Origin of the sequence: Nonomuraea purpurea (assembly GCF_042650645.1) — a bacterium.
Classification (GTDB): domain Bacteria; phylum Actinomycetota; class Actinomycetes; order Streptosporangiales; family Streptosporangiaceae; genus Nonomuraea; species Nonomuraea purpurea.
Genome location: NZ_JBHSBI010000027.1, coordinates 141,210 through 159,215, shown reverse-complemented (window position 1 = coordinate 159,215; position 18,006 = coordinate 141,210). Strand labels below are relative to the sequence as shown.

General features: G+C 71.4%; 17 protein-coding genes. 11 read left to right on the top strand and 6 right to left on the bottom strand.

The features are described 5' to 3' along the window. Together ACFOY2_RS40045 and ACFOY2_RS40040 are read right to left on the bottom strand one after the other, a co-directional pair. A partial coding sequence (locus tag ACFOY2_RS40045) for a M28 family metallopeptidase (protein ID WP_379533328.1) occupies positions 1–1,147 on the bottom strand: 1,147 nt, incomplete at its 3' end. 95 nt (positions 1,148–1,242) lie between these two features. Next, positions 1,243–1,851: a hypothetical protein gene (locus ACFOY2_RS40040; RefSeq protein WP_379533327.1), complete on the bottom strand. Its 609-nt coding sequence runs from the start codon at positions 1,849–1,851 to the stop codon at positions 1,243–1,245. A 187-nt stretch (positions 1,852–2,038) separates the two neighbouring features. Here ACFOY2_RS40040 and ACFOY2_RS40035 point away from each other — a divergent pair, with 187 nt between their 5' ends. From ACFOY2_RS40035 to ACFOY2_RS40015, 5 genes are read left to right on the top strand one after another with little or no spacing between them, the layout of a single operon-like run. Next, complete coding sequence (locus ACFOY2_RS40035) at positions 2,039–3,280, top strand: hypothetical protein (RefSeq protein ID WP_379533326.1); 1,242 nt, start codon at positions 2,039–2,041, stop codon at positions 3,278–3,280. After that, positions 3,273–3,560: a hypothetical protein gene (locus ACFOY2_RS40030; protein WP_379533325.1), complete on the top strand. Its 288-nt coding sequence runs from the start codon at positions 3,273–3,275 to the stop codon at positions 3,558–3,560. The genes ACFOY2_RS40035 and ACFOY2_RS40030 overlap by 8 nt, the downstream gene beginning before the upstream one ends. Continuing rightward, positions 3,560–3,718, top strand: a complete 159-nt coding sequence (locus ACFOY2_RS40025; protein ID WP_379533324.1) for a hypothetical protein — start codon at positions 3,560–3,562, stop codon at positions 3,716–3,718. The genes ACFOY2_RS40030 and ACFOY2_RS40025 overlap by 1 nt, the downstream gene beginning before the upstream one ends. Beyond that, entirely contained in the window at positions 3,711–4,307 is a 597-nt protein-coding gene (locus ACFOY2_RS40020) for a hypothetical protein (protein ID WP_379533323.1), read from the top strand. Before ACFOY2_RS40025 ends, ACFOY2_RS40020 begins: the two co-directional genes overlap by 8 nt. Before the next feature lie 6 nt (positions 4,308–4,313). Next, entirely contained in the window at positions 4,314–4,613 is a 300-nt protein-coding gene (locus tag ACFOY2_RS40015) for a WXG100 family type VII secretion target (RefSeq protein ID WP_357825313.1), read from the top strand. Here the strand turns inward: ACFOY2_RS40015 and ACFOY2_RS40010 are convergent. After that, positions 4,610–8,770 (bottom strand): FtsK/SpoIIIE domain-containing protein, encoded by a 4,161-nt coding sequence (locus ACFOY2_RS40010; protein WP_379533322.1) that lies wholly within the window; start codon positions 8,768–8,770, stop codon positions 4,610–4,612. The two genes, ACFOY2_RS40015 and ACFOY2_RS40010, sit on opposite strands and share 4 nt — an antisense overlap. 207 nt (positions 8,771–8,977) lie before the next feature. On the opposite strand from ACFOY2_RS40010, the gene ACFOY2_RS40005 reads away from it, so the two are divergent. From ACFOY2_RS40005 to ACFOY2_RS39990, 4 genes are read left to right on the top strand one after another with little or no spacing between them, the layout of a single operon-like run. After that, positions 8,978–9,475 carry a sigma-70 family RNA polymerase sigma factor gene (locus ACFOY2_RS40005; RefSeq protein WP_357825307.1) on the top strand — a complete coding sequence of 166 codons (498 nt, stop codon included), beginning with the start codon at positions 8,978–8,980 and terminating at the stop codon, positions 9,473–9,475. Beyond that, a complete protein-coding gene (locus ACFOY2_RS40000; RefSeq protein WP_379533321.1) occupies positions 9,472–10,167 on the top strand; it encodes a zf-HC2 domain-containing protein in 696 nt (231 codons plus the stop codon). Before ACFOY2_RS40005 ends, ACFOY2_RS40000 begins: the two co-directional genes overlap by 4 nt. Before the next feature lie 20 nt (positions 10,168–10,187). Then, positions 10,188–11,048, top strand: a complete 861-nt coding sequence (locus ACFOY2_RS39995) for a PHP domain-containing protein (RefSeq protein ID WP_379533320.1) — start codon at positions 10,188–10,190, stop codon at positions 11,046–11,048. Between the two features lie 48 nt (positions 11,049–11,096). Continuing rightward, a complete protein-coding gene (locus ACFOY2_RS39990) occupies positions 11,097–12,272 on the top strand; it encodes an FUSC family protein (RefSeq protein ID WP_379533319.1) in 1,176 nt (391 codons plus the stop codon). Positions 12,273–12,274: 2 nt separating this feature from the next. Here the strand turns inward: ACFOY2_RS39990 and ACFOY2_RS39985 are convergent, their stop codons facing one another. The 3 genes from ACFOY2_RS39985 to ACFOY2_RS39975 form a co-directional block, all read right to left on the bottom strand. Beyond that, the gene (locus ACFOY2_RS39985; protein WP_379533318.1) at positions 12,275–12,490 is read right to left on the bottom strand and encodes an aldo/keto reductase; all 216 of its coding nucleotides are present in this window, start codon (positions 12,488–12,490) and stop codon (positions 12,275–12,277) included. An 84-nt stretch (positions 12,491–12,574) separates the two neighbouring features. Beyond that, on the bottom strand, positions 12,575–16,018 hold the full coding sequence (locus tag ACFOY2_RS39980) for a tetratricopeptide repeat protein (RefSeq protein WP_379533317.1): 3,444 nt from the start codon (positions 16,016–16,018) through the stop codon (positions 12,575–12,577). A gap of 102 nt (positions 16,019–16,120) precedes the next feature. Beyond that, the gene (locus ACFOY2_RS39975; RefSeq protein ID WP_379533316.1) at positions 16,121–16,813 is read right to left on the bottom strand and encodes a response regulator transcription factor; all 693 of its coding nucleotides are present in this window, start codon (positions 16,811–16,813) and stop codon (positions 16,121–16,123) included. Positions 16,814–16,988: 175 nt separating this feature from the next. On the opposite strand from ACFOY2_RS39975, the gene ACFOY2_RS39970 reads away from it, so the two are divergent. Both ACFOY2_RS39970 and ACFOY2_RS39965 read left to right on the top strand, forming a co-directional pair. Continuing rightward, on the top strand, positions 16,989–17,240 hold the full coding sequence (locus ACFOY2_RS39970; protein WP_379533333.1) for a MoaD/ThiS family protein: 252 nt from the start codon (positions 16,989–16,991) through the stop codon (positions 17,238–17,240). 84 nt (positions 17,241–17,324) lie between these two features. Continuing rightward, positions 17,325–17,990, top strand: coding sequence for an LmeA family phospholipid-binding protein (locus ACFOY2_RS39965; RefSeq protein WP_379533315.1), 666 nt, complete (start codon positions 17,325–17,327; stop codon positions 17,988–17,990). The last annotated feature ends 16 nt before the right edge of the window (positions 17,991–18,006 follow it).

Genomic DNA, 18,006 nt, shown 5'->3' with positions numbered 1-18,006 from the left:
TCGAACCGCTGACCGTGGTGCCGAGCTGCTTGGCGCCCGAGGACGTGGTGGCCTCGGGGTCGCCGCGCTCCCACTGACCCGAGGTGGCGGTGTCGGTCCCGGCCGGGTTGACGGTCCAGCCGTTCGCCGACTCGAACGTGTCCTGCCAGACCACGGCCGGGGGAACGGCGGTCGCGGTCGTCCACACCGTGTACGCGATCGCGTCGGCGTTCCTGTTCAGCGCGGTGTCGTTGATGTTGGACGTCGTGTCGCAGGAGCGGTGGTAGCAGGAGTCGAACGCCTGGCCCGCGGTGCCGCCCCACAGCGTGGCCTGCGCGGAGGTCTTGATGCCTTCCGCGCCCGTGAACGTGCCGCCCGCCGGGATGCCCACCGCGATGAACGGCCCGTAGTCGGAGCGGCCGTCGAAGTCGGTGCCCCGCGTGGCGACCCCGATCGAGGTGAAGTAGTCCTGGATGGTCTTCTCCAGGGCCGCGGAGCCGGCGGGTCCCGGGCCCGAGCCGGTGCCGTCGGAGTTGTCGCCGTCGTAGACGAAGTAGCCGGCGTTCGGGGAGCCGACCATGTCGAAGTTCAGGTACCCCTTGATCTTCGCGCGTTCGGCGGCCGGCAGGTTGTTCACGTAGAACTGCGAGCCGCGCAGCCCCTGCTCCTCCGCGCCCCACCAGGCGAAGCGCAGGTGTTTGGTCGGCTGGAGCGACTGGCGGGCCACTTCGAGGGCCGTCTCCAGGACGGCCGCGCTGCCGGAGCCGTTGTCGTTGATGCCGGGGCCCGCGGTGACGCCGTCGAGGTGGGAGCCGGTCATCAGGATGTCGTTCGGGTCGCCGCCGGGCCAGTCGGCTATGACGTTGTAGCCGGTGGCGCCGTTGTAGGTGAACGACTGCAGCGTCGTGCTGTAGCCGGCGGCGTCGAGCTGCCCTTTGACGTAGTTGGCCGAGGCCAGGTAGCCGGGGCGGCCGTGCGCCCTGTTGCCGCCGTTGGCGGTGGCGATGGACTGGAACTGGGACAGGTGGGCCTTGACGTTGGCCAGCGAGATGTCCGGTGGCGCGGCGGCCTGGGCCGGTGGGCCCGCCGAGATGGCCAGGGTCAGGGAGAGTGTCGCGATCGCCGCGACGATGGGTAATTTCCTGCCGTTTCTCCAGGTGAGCGGCATGGCGGCGCCTCCATCCGAGCATGAGGGTGAAAGATCCCGAGATGGTGCTGTATGGAACTTAGCCGCACAAATGGGGTTCGCCTAGGGCCCAACTTTCAAGAGGGCAGCGGGAGGTCGGTGCGCAGGGCCGTCACGATCCGGTTCGGGTCCTCGGCGAAGAATCGGATCGAGGTGACCTCTGCCCGCGCGCCGAGCGGGCGGACGACCGTGATCGGCTTGGTCAGCTCGACCGTCACGTTGGTCTGGGACGCCACCGCCACGCTGACCCGGCCGTCCTTGACCGTGATCATGCCGCTCTCGTTGAGGCTGCGGCTCGTGCGCACGGCGGCGATCTGGTCGCGGGGCACGCGCAGGTCGAAGTAGACCCCGTACCTGACGCGTAGCTCGCCCGCTGTGACGACGTGCGGCCTGGTCACGCAGGCGGCGGCCATGGACAGGCCGGTCAGCAGCCCGTACAGGTCGATGGCCAGCACCGCGTACCGCAGCCACGGGTTCACGCCGACGGAGATGAGCAGCAGGTCCACCACGATCGCCTCCACGGCCATGGCGAACATGAACAGGCCCATCGTGAACGCCTGCTCCTTGGCGTACGTGCCGACGGTCGAGCCCGGGGGCACCTCGTGGCGGCGCCGCATGATCCACAGGCCGATGCCGGCCATCCCCTCACGCTCGAAGTTCAGGAGCCTCTGCGCGGTGCCGACCATTGATTTCCCCCCTTTTTGTGGTGATCACCGCTAATTAGACAGGTTGACGTCACGTCAAGGTCAAGCCGCACAGTGGCGACTTCGTGCGATTCCTGCATGGGATTGAACCCATCCCCGGCCGACGGCGTACAACCAGGCGGAAAACGGCGGAAACGCCGGATCACCTGGGCTTGCCACGGGGGTGACGATGGAATTTCAGGGATGGGGCGGCGGCCTGGCCCTACGGCCCCGCGATTACCTGGGAACGGGCGAACCGCTCGCCGCGGTCGTCGGGACGGCGGGGCCGTTCCGCGGGCAGACGCTCCACCTGCTGGCGCTCGGCACCGCCGCCACCCTGGCCAGGCTGCACCTGGGCGGGATCGCGGGGCTGCGCCTCAACCCGGGCAACGTCATGATCGGGCCGCACGGCCAGGCGTTCTTCGCGCCGGGCCCGCGCACCAGCGAGTTCCCGGCGCAGGACGTGCGTGACTGGGCCGAGGTGATCGTGTTCGCGGCGACCGGCCGGCCGGCTGACGAGGAACCCGATCTCGACCGGCTGCTGCCCGCGTTGCGCGCGGTGGTCGAGGAGTGCCGCCGCCCGGACGCCGCGGCCCGCCCGACGGCCGTCGACCTGGTACGGATCCTGCTCGGCCACTCCGGAGCCGCCCCCGGCGCGTCGGTGGCCGAGCTGCTGCGGGAGGCGGAGAACCGGACACGGCCCTACGAGGAGCAGGCGCCGTACGAGGCGGTGCCCGCGCCCACGCCGATCTGGCGCAGGCCCGCCTACCTGGCGGGAGTGGCCATCGGCGTCCTCGCCGTCACGGTGGCCACGGCCGCCGTCGCGATGATCGCCCGCGAGCCCGAGGCGCGGGACGTGGTCAGCGCCATCGGCCACCGCACCGCGTCCTTCCAGCAGAAGGGGGACTCCTTCGCCGCCGACGGCCGGCTGAGCTTCGACGCCGGCGTCCCCGCGACCTCGTACGAGATGACCGTGACCTGCGGGCAAGGGCATGTTCCCGTGCCCGTCACCCTCGTCGGCAGCAAGGGCGTGGCGGCCGGCGTGCCGTTCGACGCCGACCGGCCGCAGATCGAGCCGTGCGCGTCCTTCACCGCGCCCTCCATCAGGCGCTACAGCTCCCCGAACACGATCAAGGCCCTGCTGGAGGCGGCGGAGCCTGGTCTGACGACCACGTCGGGCCCCGGCAACGGCCGGACGATCACGGGAACGGCCATGGCGCACCGGCTCAGGGGCGTGGAGACCGGCGGCGTGTACGGCGGCGGCATGGGCGAGGGGCCGGTCCGGTTCGAGCTGCGGGTGGACGGCCGGGGGCTGCCGACGCGGCTCGCGCTCCAGACCGACAGCAGGTCCGGCGGCCGGACGGACGTCGAGACGGTGTATCAGGACTGGCGGGCCTTCGAAGCGGTCGGCACGGAGGTGCGCAATGGCTGAGGAGTTCACCGCCGACCGGCAGGAGGCCGCGACCGTCTCGCGGGACCTCAAGTCCATCCGCGCCGCGCTCGACGGCGCGAACGTCGGCGCGCTCGACGCGAAGACCGGATCGGACAAGGTGGACGAAGCCGTCAGGACGTTCTTCGCCGAGTCCTCCGACAACCGTGAGCGGATGGACCAGCTCCTGGAGCGCGCGGCCGGACTGCTGGACGCCCTCGTCGAGGGCACGGGCACGCTCGACGGCTCGCTGGCCGATTCGCTGACGACCAGGAGCGCGTGATGAAGCCGCTCGCGCTCGGCGTGATCACCGGCGTCCTGGTCGCCACGATCGCGGCGTCGCTCGTGTTCGCGCTCACGGACCGGGGCTCGGCGTCCTCCGGCGGGAGCCCGGCGCTTCCCGCCCTCACCACGCAGGTCAAGGAGCTCGTCGATGGCTGATCTTCCCTTCGGGTTCACGGTACGGGTGCCGGAATCCTGGTACGAGTTCGACGTCTGGCGCGCGGCCCGTACCAGTGACCTGGCCCGCCTGGTGGACGCCCGCGTCAAGGCCGCTCCCGAGCTGGCCCCGCACCGGTCGGTGCTGCTGAAGGTGCTGCGCGGGGTCGCCGACATGGCGGCCAGGCACGGCGCGGTGTTCGGGGCGGCGATGACCGACCACGTGGAGGACGCGGGCACGGTCCTGGCCACGCTCATGGTCCTGCACACCGAGGGCCGGGTGGACCCGGACGGCAACACCGTGGAGTCGATCGCCTCTGGCGTCATCGCCGTCCCGCCCCGGCCCGGCACCCCGGCCTGGCGGCGGGTCGAGATCGTGGACGTCGCCGCCGGCCGCGCGGTCCGGGTGGCCGGCGTCGAGGCCGGAGAGATCGAGACGGTGGGAATGCAGACCCTCATCCCCGTGCCCGGTGGGCACGGCGTGCTGGACCTGGTGCTCACCAGCCCGCACGTGAGCCTGGCCGAGCCCATGCTCGACCTGTTCGACGCGATCAGCGCCACTCTGGCCTGGTCAGACCCCCAAGGAGAGTGAATTGTCATGGCAGGTGGCACCCATCACCTGAGTATCCCCCAGGTAGAGAACAGCGCGACCCGGCTGAACAAGGAGAAGGAGGACATCGAGACCCGGCTGACTCAGCTCAAGTCGATGATCGACCAGCTCGTGAGCAGCGACTTCGTCACCGAGCGGGCGTCGGGCAAGTTCCAGCAGGACTACGACCAGTGGAACAACGGCGCCAGGCAGGTCATGCAGGGCCTGGACGGCATGAGCCAGTTCCTCAAGACCGCCATCGCCAAGCACCGTGAGCTGGACGCCTCGCTCAGCAACGGGGTCTCCTAACGGTCGAAGGCGGCCACCTGCACGAGCTCCATGCGGCGGGAGGCGACCAGGTAGGCCCGGCCCGGCGGCCCGGCGAAGAACTGGTCGGGCTCCAGGTTCAGGCCGTGCTCGCGGGCGTTCACCCGGTTCGTCGGCGTCAGGAGGAGGCGGGCGCCTGTCCTGAGCACCTCCGTGACCTCGGACGACAACGAACGGCGGTGCCCTTCGAGCAGCGGCGTGGCGTCCCCGGCCAGGATCAGCGCGCGCCGGCCCAGAGCGGATGGGGCCAGGACGTCCTGCAGGAGCGTGGGCAGCGTCTCGAAGCCCTGCTCCCTGGGCGTGATCGTGAGCTGGTCGAAGTCGTCGACGACCACGGCGTGCCGGGTTCCTTCGAAGGCCGAGGCCGCCTGCCTGAGCTCCTCGTCGGTGAAGGACGTGCCGGTCAGCGTCCTGGCGCCGGGCAGCGCGCGGGTCAAGGGTGAACGGGGCGGCGCGACGGCCAGCACGTTCACCCCGGCCCTGAGCAGCCCGGCGGCGATGACGAGCGCGGCGTTGCTGCGCCCGGAGCCCGGCGGCCCCGAGACCAGCACCAGGTGCGGGCCCATGCCGAACAGGTCCAGCTCGACGGGCGTCACGTCGGGGCCGCCCACCCCGATGGGCACCCCGGTCGTGCCCGCCGTGGTCAATGGCAGGGTCACCGGCAGCGGCGGGAAGACCTTCGGCGGGCGGCTGTTCCCGGCGGGGGCCGTGGGCGTCTGCGCGGGCGGCAGGCAGATCTGCACGTGCAGCCCGGACGCGGCCTCGATGGCCCGCCCGGCCAGCAGAGGCGGCGACACCATGCCCGACGACAGGTACGACCGCCGCGTCTCCTCCCGGGGGAAGGGCAGGAACAGCCGCCGCGAGAACAGGTCGGGCGTCTTGCCCCGCAGCATGTCGTGCCCGCCGACCGCCACCACGTGGATCCCCACGGGCGGCCCGCCGGCCACGACCCCGCGCAACGTGACCAGCAGCGGCGTCTCGAAGAAGTCGGGGTCGCCGCGGTTCTCGAAGTACTCCCAGCCGTCGATGACGAGCACGATGACCGGGTCGTCGCCGCCGGCCGACAACCGCGACAGCCGCCGCCGCTCCATCTCGCCCGCCAGCCACGTCACGATCCGGCGGATCCGGTCGGGTTCGCCGCCGCCCGCGACGGCCCCGCAGTGCGGCAGCCCCTCGTAGGCGGCCAGCCCGCCCGGCTGGTGCTCGATGACGTACAGCCAGACCTCGGAGGGCGAGTACCTGGCCGCCAGGCTGGAGACGAGCGTGCGCACGAACGTCGTCCGCCCCGACTGCGGCCCGCCGGCCACCATGAGCCGCTCGGTCCCGTCGAGTTCCAGCGCCATCGCGGGCTGCGCCTGGTTGGCGGGGTCGTCCGCCAGAGCGTACGGCACCCCGTCCGCCTCCCCCAGCCGTTCCAGCCCGATCGAGGCGGGCAGCGGCGGCAGCAGGGGACGGAACGGCGGCTCGACGGGCAGCCGGCGCGCGGCGGCGACCGCGGCCTCGATGACCAGGTCCTGGTCGGTACGGCCGGCCCTGGGCGGGTCCTTGAGCACCGGCCGGGGCAGGCCGAGCGCCGGCCACGGCAGCAGCCGCGCGGTGGCTGGGGCCGCTCCGGAGGGCGGCGGGTCGCCGAGGTAGCCGGTCTGGAAGAGCTGGGGTGTGCGCTGCTCCCCGCCCACCCGCATGATCATGCCCCGCCCGCGCAGCCGCGACGGGATGGCGGCGGCGTCGGGCACGCCGAGGACCTCCGTGCTGTCGGAGGGCTCGTTCTGGCGCAGCGTGATGCGCAGCGAGATGTTGTTCTTCAGCTCGGGCGAGAGCTTGCCCTGCAACGACTGCGTGGCCAGGACCAGGTGCATGCCGAGCGAGCGGCCCTTGGCGGCCACGTTCACCAGCTCGCGCAGGAAGTCGGGCGAGGTCTCCAGCACGCGCGCGAACTCGTCGAACACCATGACCAGCCGCGGCAGCCGCCCGCCGGCGTCCCAGTAGACGTCGATCTCGCCGCCGTAGCGGGCCAGGACGGCCTCCCGCCGCCGCACCTCCGCCCGCACCGAGGCCAGCACGCGCCGCGCCGCGCTCTCGTCGAACACGTCGGCGGCCGTGTCGCCGGTCGAGCGGATCAGCCCCACCACGTGCGGGCAGTGCTCGAACGGCAGGAACGCGCTGCCGCCCTTGAAGTCCACCAGGACCAGGTTGAGCTCGTCCGGCCGGTTGGCCAGCAGCAGCGCGGTGACCAGGGTCTGCAGCAGGATGCTCTTGCCCGCCCCCGTGGCCCCGCCGAGCATCGTGTGCGGGCCGTCGGCCGCCAGGTCCACGGTGACGGGCCCCGAGCCGTCGGCCCCGATGACGACCTTCGTGGTCGGCCTCGGGTCGGTGTTCCAGCGGGCCAGGATCAGGTCGGCGTCCGGCACGCCGAGGCCGAGCGCGTCCACCAGGCGGACGCTGCCGGGGATGACGCTCTCGGCGCGGGCCAGCGTGAGCCGGTCGCGCATGGGCGCCACCGCGCGGGCGATGCGTTCGGCGGCCCTGCGCCCGAGGTGCTCCGGCTGCACCGAGACCGGCAGGCCCTGGCGGCCCCGGGTGAGCAGCATGCCGGCGCCGTCCAGCTCGCAGACGCCTCGGCACTCGTTCAGGCTGCGCTGGTCGGCGCAGATCACATAGACGCCGACCGAGGGGCCCTGCCTGAGCACCTCCTTCATGCCGGGGATGTCGCGCAGGGCCCTGGCGCCGTCGAGGACGACGACGATCTCCTCGGCGAAGCGCCGGTCGCGGACCTTGAGCCGCTCGGTGACCAGGTTCTTCAGCTCGTCGATCCGCTCGATCCTGGTCTCCCGCGTGTTGCCGATCAGGCAGGGGGCCTCGACGTTCAGGTGCGGCAGCCAGCGCGTCCAGGCCAGGTGCTCGCCGGTGGAGGCGGTGATCAGGACCAGGCGCAGCTCGTCGGGGGCGCGTAACGTGCCGAGCTGCACCAGCAGCCAGCGCAGCAGCGCGTCCACCGGTTCCGGCGGGCCGATGACGCCGAGCACGCCGATCTCGCGCAGGTCCACCGTGACGGGCACGCCGCGCAGCACCGGCTGGACGAAGTCCGGCCACGGCTCCCCGTCGAACGCGATCGTGGCCGGCTCGTCGGCCACGCCCACGCGCAGCGTCAGCCCGTCGGGGGAGTCGGCGTTGCGCGGCCACAGCCCCGGGCCCTCGTGGGTGGCGGCGAAGGTGAGGTCCACCTCGTCGGGGGCGACCAGGTGACGCAGCCACTGCTCGTGGACGACGTGCCGCCGTATTCGCTCGGCCGTCTCCCGTTTGCGCTGGTCGAACTCGCGCTCTTTCTTCCGGCGCTGGCGGCCTTCGACCCACTGCGTGGCAAAAAAAGTGACCGGTGTCAATATTCCGAACAGCAGAAAATACGCACTTTTCAGCAGGATGGCCATCGCGATGGAAATGGGCAGCGGCAACAACGACGAAAGCAGCGCGACCGCGATATTGCGCTGCGGCACCTCGTTCCTGGGCATGGCGATCCTGGCCGCGGGCACCGCGGGGGCGGGGGAGAAGGCCCGGTCGAAGTCGACGTGGCCGTCCCCGCCCCGGGTGGTCCTGAGCCGGGCGGGCGGCAGCGGCGCCCACCGCAGCCGGTCGTCGCCCACCTGCAGGACGCCGTCGGGGCGCAGCACGGCGGGCTCGCGCACGTTCAGTTCGTCCACGAGCGTGCCGTTGCGCGAGCCGAGGTCGACGACCGTGGCCTCGCCGGTCCACGAGATGTCCAGGCGGGCGTGCGCACGCGAGATCTTCTGGTCCCGCAGGAGGGGGATGTCGGTGCGTTCCCTGCCGATGACGTGGCTTCCGGGGCTGAGCCAGATCACCAGTCCGGCGTCCGGGCCGGAGAAGACGCGGATCGCGCCCGCGGCGGCGAGCGGCCGCCACGGCTGCGCGCGCTCGGGTTCGCCCACGCTGATCGTCGATCCTGGCACCAGCGGGCTGTCGGCGAGGGTGGAGTCGGGGTCGAGCTTGCCGGTGCCGACGAAGCATGGCCGCCCCTTGACGGGGAACGGCAGGGCCCGCAGCAGTGAGCCGATCGGGGTCTGCGGCTCGGCCGTCACCTCGACGTCGAGTTCGGCGGGTTGGGCGGGGTCGCGGATCGTCAAGCGAATGATCATAATCCCCTCTCCGGGGGACCTAGGCCCGATTTATCCGTTAAATCTAGATTGGGGGGTGAGAGGGGCAAAGTACCTGACCTTTGCCCCGCTTGGTGGCTAGAGTAATAATTCCCATACCGACGCGATATTCGATGGTATCCGCAGCACGCGCGAGGAGTCCGTCCCCTTGTGAAACACCGCGTAACGGACGAAGCCATGGTCCGAGCCCTCTACCGCGAATACGGCGGCCCCCTGATGGCCTTCGCCGTCCGACTGACGGGCGGCGATCGGCGCTGGGCCGAGGACGTCGTCCAAGAGACCCTGGTACGCGCCTGGCGCAACCTCCCCGACCTGCGTACGGAGTCCGGCTCGCTGATGCCCTGGCTCGCGACCGTGGCCCGCAGGGTCGTCATCGACAACCGCCGTCGCTCGGGCTCCCGCCCCCTGGACACCGTCGAGGACATCCACGACCGCGTCCAGCCCGTGGCCGCAGAAGACGAGCGCCTGCTGCGCGAGATCGTCGTGACCGAGGCGATGCTCTCCCTCTCGCCCGCCCACCGCCAGGTGCTCACGGAGACATACCTGCTCGACCGGACGTTACAAGAGGCGGCGGAGACGATCGGCGTGCCCGTGGGCACGGTGAAGTCCCGCGTGTACTACGCCATGCGCGCGTTACGGGTGGCGCTGGAGGAAAGGGGGGTGACGTTGCCATGACGGAGGTACGTCACGAGGACGTGGCCGCGTACGCGCTCGGCCTGCTCAGTGACGAGGAGCGGGCCGAGTTCGAACACCATCTGCGTGCCTGCGGGAGCTGCTCGGAAGAGGTCGGCTCGTTCGCGGCCATGGGGGAACTGATCAAGGGGGTGCATCCGGACGACCTGCTGCCCAGCCCGCCCGACGCCCAGGTCGAATCACTGCTGGTACGCCGAGCCGCCACGGAACGCCGCCGCCGGGGGCTGCACAGGATCGTCATGAGCGCGGCCGCCTGCGTGCTGGTCGCGGCCGGCATCTTCCTGGCCGTCAACTCCGTGACCGGCGAGCCGAACCCCGACAGCATCCACGGCCCCGCCCGCGAGCTGCTCCTGACCGGCCGCACCTACTCCTTCAACGACTCGGAGACCCGCGTCAACGGCGTCGTCGGCCTGGAGGACAAGGGCTGGGGCACGCACGTCGCGCTGGAACTCAAGGGCGTCAAGGGGCCGTTGCAGTGCCGCCTGCGCGCGTTCGGCGACGACGGCCGCTCCGAGGTCGTGGCGAGCTGGGGCGTGCCGGAGAAGGGGTACGGCGTCTCCGGCTCACCCGACCCGCTGGTCCTGCACGGGGGCACCAGCCTGCCGCAGTCCGAGCTGAACCACTTCGCCATCGAGACCGCCGACGGCAGAAACCTGGCCACCATCCAGGTGTGACGTCGTACGATCGGAGGGCAATGCGCATAGACCTGCACAGCCACAGCACCGCGTCCGACGGGACGCAACCCCCTGCCGACGTGGTGCGCCGAGCCCGCGCGCAAGGGCTTGACGTGCTCGCGCTGACCGACCACGACACCGTCCGCGGACACCGAGAGGCGATCGAGGCGCTGCCGGCCGGGCTGACGCTCGTGCCGGGCATGGAGTTGTCGTGCCGCCGCGCCGGCCAGAGCATCCACCTGCTGGCCTACCTCTTCGACCCGCTCGATCCCGAGCTGGTGGCCGAATGCGCCCGCATCACGCAGGCCCGCGAGGTCCGCGCCAAGCTGACCGTCGAACGGCTGGTCGAGCTGGGCGTGCCGGTTACCTGGGAGCAGGTGGCCGAGTTGGCAGGGGGTAGCCCGATCGGGCGGCCGCACATCGCCCGCGCCATGGTCGTGGCCGGGGCCATCGCCGAGCCCGCGCTGGCGTTCACACCCGAGTGGATCGGCGCGGGCGGGCGCGCCCACGTCACCCGCTACGCCCTCGACCCCGAGCGTGCGGTGCGCCTGGTGCGCGCGGCCGGCGGAGTCGCCGTGCTGGCCCACCCGAAGGCGAGAAGGCGCGGCGAGGAGGTGCCCGACGAGTGGATCGCCGAGCTGGCGCGCGCCGGGCTCTTCGGCGTCGAGGCCGACCACCTGGACCACGACGCGGACGCCCGCGCGCACGTGCGCGGCCTGGCCGGCGAGCTCGGACTGGCCGTGACCGGATCGAGCGACGACCACGGCGAACTGACCGGCCACCGGCTGGGCTGCGAGACGACGGCGGCCGAGGTCTACGAGCGGCTGACCGCCACGGCGACGGGCGCCCGACCGGTCACCACAGGCCGCCGCGAAGCCTGAGCACGCCGCCGGGCGCTATCCGGCGACTGTCTGGGCAGGTCAAGGGGCATGGAGACCGAGCCGAGAGGCTCCCCGTTCGAACGCATCCTGTCGGGCGGGGCGGCGGGGCTCGGCCGGATCCGCCGGCTGGGGTTCGGCCGCTGGCTGCGCATGGAGCGCGCGGAGCTGATCCAGATCGCCAAGGTGACGGGCGCCTGCGTGTTGGGCTGGTGGCTGGCCGCGCGCGCACTGGGGCTGAATCTGCCTATGCTCGCGCCCATCGGCGTGCTGCTGACGGTCTCGGCCACCGCGTACGGCACAGCGGTGCGCGCGGTCCAGCAGGTCGGCGCCGTGATCGTGGGGGTGGCGGCCGCGACGGGGCTGATGTGGCTGCTGGGCGTCAACGCGGCGACGCTGGCGGTGCTGGTGGTGGCGGGCCTGGTCCTGACCCGCCTGCTCAAGCTGCCGGCCCAGAACGTGCAGATCCCGATCTCGGCGCTGCTGGTGTTCTCGCTCGGCAGCACGTACGGCTTCGCCCGTTTCGCGGACGTGCTGCTGGGCGCCGCGGTCGGCCTGGCCGCCAACCTCCTGCTGCCGCCGCGCTATGTGGAGCAGGCCAAACGGGAGCTCTGCCGGCTGTCGGGAGAGCTGGCCGAGCTGACCGAGGACATGGCCCGCGGCCTGCGCTGCGACTGGGACAGGGACATGGCCGAGGGCTGGCTCGACCGGGCCAGGACCCTGTCCCAGCGGTTGGAGAACGCCAAGGAGACGGCCGACCAGGCGGCGGAGTCGGTCCGGCTGTCGTGGCGCCGCCGCCGCTACGACCGCAGACTGCGGCAGGTGGCCGAGGCCGCCACCTGCCTGGACCACGCCTGCCACCAGCTCAGGGGGATCGCGCGCGGGCTGACGGACCTGGTGGCGGGCGCCCGCGGCCTGCCCGGCGAGGAGGCCGCCGACCTGCCGAGGCCGCTGTCGGGGGAACTGGAGGCGCTCTCGCGGATCTTCGACGGGTTCGGCCGGCTCCAGATCGGTCAGGGCAGGGCCGAAGACCTGGAGGAGCTGCGTGCGGCCGGCAAGGAGGGCGAGGCGCGGCAGCGCGAGCTGATCGCGGAGTTCGAGGGGACGAAGAACCACCGGTTGCGGCTGCTGCAGGCGGCCTTGCTCGACGACTGCGCCAGGATCCGGCACGAGTTGGACCCGGACGAAGGGCCGCACCGGGCGGCCTTCCCGCCGCGCGCCCCGTGAACTCAGTCGAGGACGGGCGGCGGTGCCATGCGCTCGCCCTTGTCGATGCCGTAGTAGTCGGAGGTGTCGAGGAAGGTCATGCCGAGGTCGGCGGCCTTCCTGAGTGTGTCGAGCGACTCGTTCCTGTCGGTGGGCCCGAGGAACTCGCTCAGCCCCATGCAGCCGAGGCCGAGGGCGGAGACGTCGAGGCCGCCGCCCAGGTGGACCATGCGCATCATAGGTTTCTCCCAAGGAATAGGGACACCCGTCCCGGATGCTGGGAAATATACGGGACGAGCGTCCCGGTTGTTTATGCGCGGCTTTCAGGCCAGGTCGCGCAGCTCTTCCGCCACCTGCCGGGCCTCGATGACGTCGCCGACCTCTTCGAGCGCCTGCACGGACTCGCGCAGATAGCCGGCCGCCACGCCGAGACGCCCCTTGCGGGCCGAGATCAGCCCCAGCGCCCGCAGCGCGGTTCCGAGGTCCCGCCTGGTGCCGCACTCCAGGTGCACGTCCCTGGACTGCCGGGCGTGCCCCTCGGCCTCTTCGAGCTGGTCCAGGTCGAGCAGCACCATGGCCAGCGTGGTGAGCGCCGCCGCCCAGCGGTCGCGCGTGCCGGTCTCGTTCTGCAGCTCGACCGTCTCCCTGGCGAACGGCAGCGCCGCCGCGGGCCTGCCGGCCGTGTGCAGCGCCTGCGCGATCGACAGCAGCGCGCTGGCACGGTTGTCGCGCAGCTCCTGCCTGATCGCCAGCGACGCCCGCGCCGCCTCAAGCGCGGGCTCGTGCCGCCCGAGCGACAGGTACGTGTACGCCAGCGTCTCCTGCACGTCCGCCTCGGCCCGCCGGTTGCCCACGCCCTGCACGATGTCCAGGGCCTCCAGCGCGAACACGAAGCCCACCTGCGGCAGCCCCTGCCGCCGCCGCACCCTGGCGAGCCGGTTGAGCATCCTGGCCTCCACCGGTTCGTCGCGGATCACCCGGCTGATCGACAACGCCTGGTTCAGGTAGTCGTCGGCCCGCAGGTAGTCCGACAGGCGCCAGTGCACCAGCCCGATGTCGCCGAGCGTCTCGGCCTTGCCCTGCTCGTGGTGGAGCTCGATCTGCACAGCCAGGGCCTGCTCGTAGTAGGCCAGCGCCTCGTCGTACCGTGAGCCGTTGCGCGCGATGCGGCCGAGCGCGCACAGGGCCCGGCCGCAGCCGTGCTGGTCGCCCGTCGCGGTGTAGCCGGCCAGCGCCCGCTCGGCGTCGCGCCGGGCGTCGTGCGGCAGCCGCAGCAGGTCGTAGATCTCGGCCAGGCAGAGCAGGGTCTCGGCCTCGGCCTGGTCGTCGCCCAGCTCGTGGCAGATCGACAGCGCCTCCAGGCCCTCCGACAGTGCCGCGTTGAGCTCGCCGAGATTGCGTCGCACGCGGGCCAGGATGATCAGGCTCTGCGCGGTGCCCCGGCGGTCGTGCAGCCCCTCGCGTACGTCCAGGGCCTGGCCCGCGTACTGCAGCGCCGGCTCGTGGCGCTCCTGGGACAGGTGCAGCCGCGACAGCGTGTGCAGGCACCCGGCGACGCCGCTCAGGTCGCCGATCTCCCTGTAGAGGTCGAGCGCCTCGCCCGCGCACTTGAGCGCGTCCTCGTTGTTGCCCGCGATGCCGTGCACCTCGGCCAGGTCGTTGAGCGCCCGCGCCCGTCCGACGCCGTCGCCGAGCGAGGCGAAGTCGGCCAGCGCCTCGCCGATGAACCTGGCCGCCAGCGTCGACGGCCCGATGTCCCGGTGGATCGAGCCCAGGTGGCTGCGCATGAGCGCGATCGCCCGCCGGTTGCCGACCTGCATCGCCGAGGTCAGCCCGGCCTGCTGCACCTCCAGGTTGTTCTCGTAGAAACGCAGGCTCCTGAACGGCGCGAAGACGGCCTCGGCCAGCCGCCAGGCCATCCCGTACGCGCCGCTCTCCTCCGCCAGCCGCACCGCCGAGACCAGCGAGCGCCGCTCGGCCTCGAACCACTCGCGCGGCGTGCCGGAGTCGGTCGCGACCGCCAGATAGTGGTCGAGCAGGCGCACCCTGGCCTCGCGCACGCCCGCCTCGGCGTGCCTGCCCAGCTCCCTGGCCAGCCCTTTGACCAGGTCGTGCACCCGGTAACGGGGTCCGGGCATGGGCTCGACCAGGTACGCCCGATGCAGTTCCTCCACCGCGATCACGGCCTCGTCCACCGGCACGCCCAGTGCGGCGGCCAGCACCTGCGGCGCGAAGTCCCGGCCCGGCAGCAGCCCGACGTGCCGGAACGCCCGCCGTTGGGCCGGGTTCAGCGACTCGTAGGCCAGGTTCAGCGCCGACCTGAACGCCTCCTCGGGATCGCCCATCGGCGACCGGTCCGGCCTGCGCAGCTCCCGCACCCGCGAGTGCACGCTCATGCCGGGGTTCTCGGCCAGTTTGGCCGCCGAGATCCGCAGCGCGAACGGATGGTAGGAGCACACCCTGGCCAGCTCGGCCAGCGCGTCCCTGTCGGCGGCCCTGGGCGAGTCCTCTCCGAGCACGGCCACCAGCAGCGCCACCGCGTTGCCCGGGTCGAGCACCGGCAGGTCCATGAGGTCGGCGTGCCCGGTGGCCCGCAGCGGCGCCATCATCGTGCGGCTGGTCACCAGCACCACGCAGTCCTTGCTGCCCGGCAGCAGGGCCCGCACCTGCGCGGGGTCGGCGGCGTTGTCGAGGATGAGCAGCAGCCTGCGGCCCGCGATCCTGCTGCGGTACAGCGAGGTCAGTTCGGCCTCGTCGGAGGCGGGCTCGCCGATGCCGAGCGAGCGCAGGATCTGCCCCAGCGCCTCGATCGCGCTCATCGGCGGCTGGCTCGGCGACTGGCCCCGCAGGTCGATCACGATCTGGCCGTCGGGGAACCGGTCGGCGTGCAGATGACCCCAGTGCGTGACCAGCGCGGTCTTGCCCACTCCCGGCAGGCCCTGGACGACCATGGTGTTCGTCCGCCTGGGCCGGTCCAGCCAGGTGGTGAGCAGGTCGAGGCTCTGCTGCCTGCCGGTGAAGTCGGGGACGGTGGCGAGAAGCTGGCGCGGCTTGGGCACCTCGCCGACCCGCAGCGGCTCGCTCAGCGGCACGCCGGGCCGGGTCAGGAACGGCGTCACCTGGCCCTGCCACGGGGCCGACAGGTGCTCCCAGCCGCCCGCGGCGTCACGCAGCGCGGACGGGTCGGCGATCAGCAGCCGCCGGTAACCGGTCCTGACCAGCCAGCCGCGCCGCCCCCACTCCGTGAGCCGGCGCTGGACCACGTCGGACGAACTGCCCACCAGATCGGCCAGCGTCTCCGTCGACAGCGGCGGCGCCGAGTCCGAGGCCAGCTCGTACCGTTCGTCCAGGTGCAGCAGCCACACGGCCAGCCGGGCGGCGACGGGGGCGCGGGCCAGCGACTCGTGCCTGCGCGCGGCCACGTTCCTGGCGAAGAGCTCCTGGACCAGCGCGGTCAGCACGGCAGGGCTCGAGGAGGCGTGCTCGCGCAGCCGCCGCAGATCGATGGGCCAGGCTCGCAGCTCGGTCAGCGCGTCGATCTTCACCCGGTCGCCCGCGCTCCAGAAGGCCAGCTCGCCCAGCAGATCGCCGTCGCCACGCAGGTCGTGGACGGCCTCGCCCTCGCCGTCGGGGGTGTATTCGCGGGCGAAGCCATAGTCGATCAGGTAAATCTGATTGGCGGGCCGCAATGGCGAGCAAATCATCTCGTTACGCCGGTAGACGCGGGGCCGCGCGCCCTCGTCCACCAGAGATCTGAACAGACCCACCCGACACCACCCATCTGCGGACGGCGGTGTCCTCGGTCTGACAGCAGTTGACCAACCCCAACGGTTATTTGTCACATCCGCGGGGCTCCGCTGTCAATCGGCTCAGACGTTGGCGGCGTCGGCGCGGTCGGGGACGAAGCGGTAGCCGACGTTGCGGACCGTCCCGATCAGGGATTCGTACTCGGTGCCGAGCTTGGCGCGCAGGCGTCGTACGTGCACGTCGACCGTCCTGGTGCCGCCGAAGTAGTCGTAGCCCCAGACCTCCTGCAGCAACTGGGCGCGGGTGAAGACTCTGCCGGGGTGCTGGGCGAGGTACTTCAGCAGCTCGAACTCCTTGAACGTCAGGTCGAGCACCCGGCCGCGCAGCCGCGCGGTGTAGGTGGCCTCGTCGATCGACAGGTCGCCGCTGCGGATCTCGTCGGGCACGTCCTCGGTGGCGGCCTGGGAGATGCGGCCGGTGGCCATGCGCAGGCGCGCCTCCACCTCGGCCGGCCCGGCGCTGTCGAGCAGGACGTCGTCGACGCCCCACTCGGAGGTCATCGCGGCCAGCCCGCCCTCGGTCACGATCACCAGCAGGGGGCAGTCGATGCCGGTGGTGCGGATCAACCGGCACAGGCTCTTGGCCTGCACGAGCTCCTTGCGCGCGTCCACGAGGACGGCGTCGGCCGGGGGCGTGTCGATGAGCGCGGACGCCTCCGCGGGCGACACCCGGACCGAGTGGAGAAGCAACCCCAGAGCCGGAAGCACCTCGGCGGACGGCTCGAGGGCGTTGGTCAGCAGGAGCAGGTTGCTCATTACGGCCTCCTCAAACACGCAAGGACCCGGGGGCTACGTCGCCCAGGTCCTGTAGGTGAGGATATCCCACGAGTAAGTCGCGTCCATTGCGCGTCCAGCAGGTGAACAGCATGTCACCTGAAACAACGTCGTTAACGGCGGCGCACAATAGGTGCAAACGAGAAGTGAGGTGCGCATGGCGGCAGGAAAAATACGGTATTGGGCCGCGGCCAAGGATGCGGCGGGGGTCGCCGAAGAACCATTCGAAGCGATCACTCTTGGTGAACTAATGACGAAAATCACACAAAATCGTGCAGAACTGGCCCGGGTGGTGGCCCGCTCCTCGTTCCTCGTGGACGGCTCCCCGGTCGGCAAACGGGCCCACGACGAGGTCGTTCTCGGCGAAGGCTCGACCGTCGAGGTGCTGCCGCCCTTCGCGGGCGGGTGAGCCAGAGGTGATCGGAAGGTTTGTGGGGGAATGAGCCATGTCGATCGGTAGGCTGCAGTACCCCCGGCTGAGACAGGAAGCCCCATGCGCAAGTTGATCGTATTTCTGATCCTGCTCATCGTCGTCCTTGTCGCCCTCGATCGTGTGGCCGTCGCGGGCGTGCAGCGCGATCTCGCGAACAGGATCGCGGCGGCATCCGACCTCAGCGGCACGCCCACCGTGACAATTGAGGGCATCCCATTTCTTACGCAGGCCCTGTCAGGGCACTATCCCGAGGTACGGTTCGATCTCGGCACCTTCACCTATGGCGGTGTGCCGATCAGGAACCTGCGGGGCGCCGCCTACGACGTGACGGCACCCCTGGACGGCATCCTGCAGAACAGGCCCAACATCAAGGCCGGGCGGGTGACCATCAGCGGCACGTTGACCAAGGCCATCATCGACAAGTACGCCCCGAGCGGCGTCAAGATCGGCGGCAACGGGCAGCGGCTCACGGCGTCGGGCGAGCTCACGGTGGGGGCGCAGAAGGTGCCCTTCAACGCCGAGTTGCGGGTGGAACTCACCGACGACGGCATCAGGGTCCGGGCCGAGAAGATCGAGGGCGTGCCCGACCAGCTCGCCCAGCTCGTCTCCTTCCCGATCCCGTTCCAGGGCAAGCTGCCCTTCGACGTGAAGGTCACCGGGGTCAAGAGCGTGGCCGATGGATTGGAGATCTCGGCCGAAGCGTCTGACGTGCCGATCCGTGGATGACACTGAACCGCTCGGG

Coding starts and splice junctions, on each gene's coding strand:
- ACFOY2_RS40040 (WP_379533327.1), bottom strand. CDS start 1,851: ATGGTCGGCACCGCGCAGAGGCTCCTGAACTTCGAGCGTGAGGGGATG.
- ACFOY2_RS40035 (WP_379533326.1), top strand. CDS start 2,039: ATGGAATTTCAGGGATGGGGCGGCGGCCTGGCCCTACGGCCCCGCGAT.
- ACFOY2_RS39985 (WP_379533318.1), bottom strand. CDS start 12,490: ATGATGCGCATGGTCCACCTGGGCGGCGGCCTCGACGTCTCCGCCCTC.
- ACFOY2_RS40020 (WP_379533323.1), top strand. CDS start 3,711: ATGGCTGATCTTCCCTTCGGGTTCACGGTACGGGTGCCGGAATCCTGG.
- ACFOY2_RS39970 (WP_379533333.1), top strand. CDS start 16,989: ATGGCGGCAGGAAAAATACGGTATTGGGCCGCGGCCAAGGATGCGGCG.
- ACFOY2_RS39990 (WP_379533319.1), top strand. CDS start 11,097: ATGGAGACCGAGCCGAGAGGCTCCCCGTTCGAACGCATCCTGTCGGGC.
- ACFOY2_RS40025 (WP_379533324.1), top strand. CDS start 3,560: ATGAAGCCGCTCGCGCTCGGCGTGATCACCGGCGTCCTGGTCGCCACG.
- ACFOY2_RS39975 (WP_379533316.1), bottom strand. CDS start 16,813: ATGAGCAACCTGCTCCTGCTGACCAACGCCCTCGAGCCGTCCGCCGAG.
- ACFOY2_RS40000 (WP_379533321.1), top strand. CDS start 9,472: ATGACGGAGGTACGTCACGAGGACGTGGCCGCGTACGCGCTCGGCCTG.
- ACFOY2_RS40030 (WP_379533325.1), top strand. CDS start 3,273: ATGGCTGAGGAGTTCACCGCCGACCGGCAGGAGGCCGCGACCGTCTCG.
- ACFOY2_RS40015 (WP_357825313.1), top strand. CDS start 4,314: ATGGCAGGTGGCACCCATCACCTGAGTATCCCCCAGGTAGAGAACAGC.
- ACFOY2_RS40005 (WP_357825307.1), top strand. CDS start 8,978: ATGGTCCGAGCCCTCTACCGCGAATACGGCGGCCCCCTGATGGCCTTC.
- ACFOY2_RS39965 (WP_379533315.1), top strand. CDS start 17,325: ATGCGCAAGTTGATCGTATTTCTGATCCTGCTCATCGTCGTCCTTGTC.
- ACFOY2_RS39995 (WP_379533320.1), top strand. CDS start 10,188: ATGCGCATAGACCTGCACAGCCACAGCACCGCGTCCGACGGGACGCAA.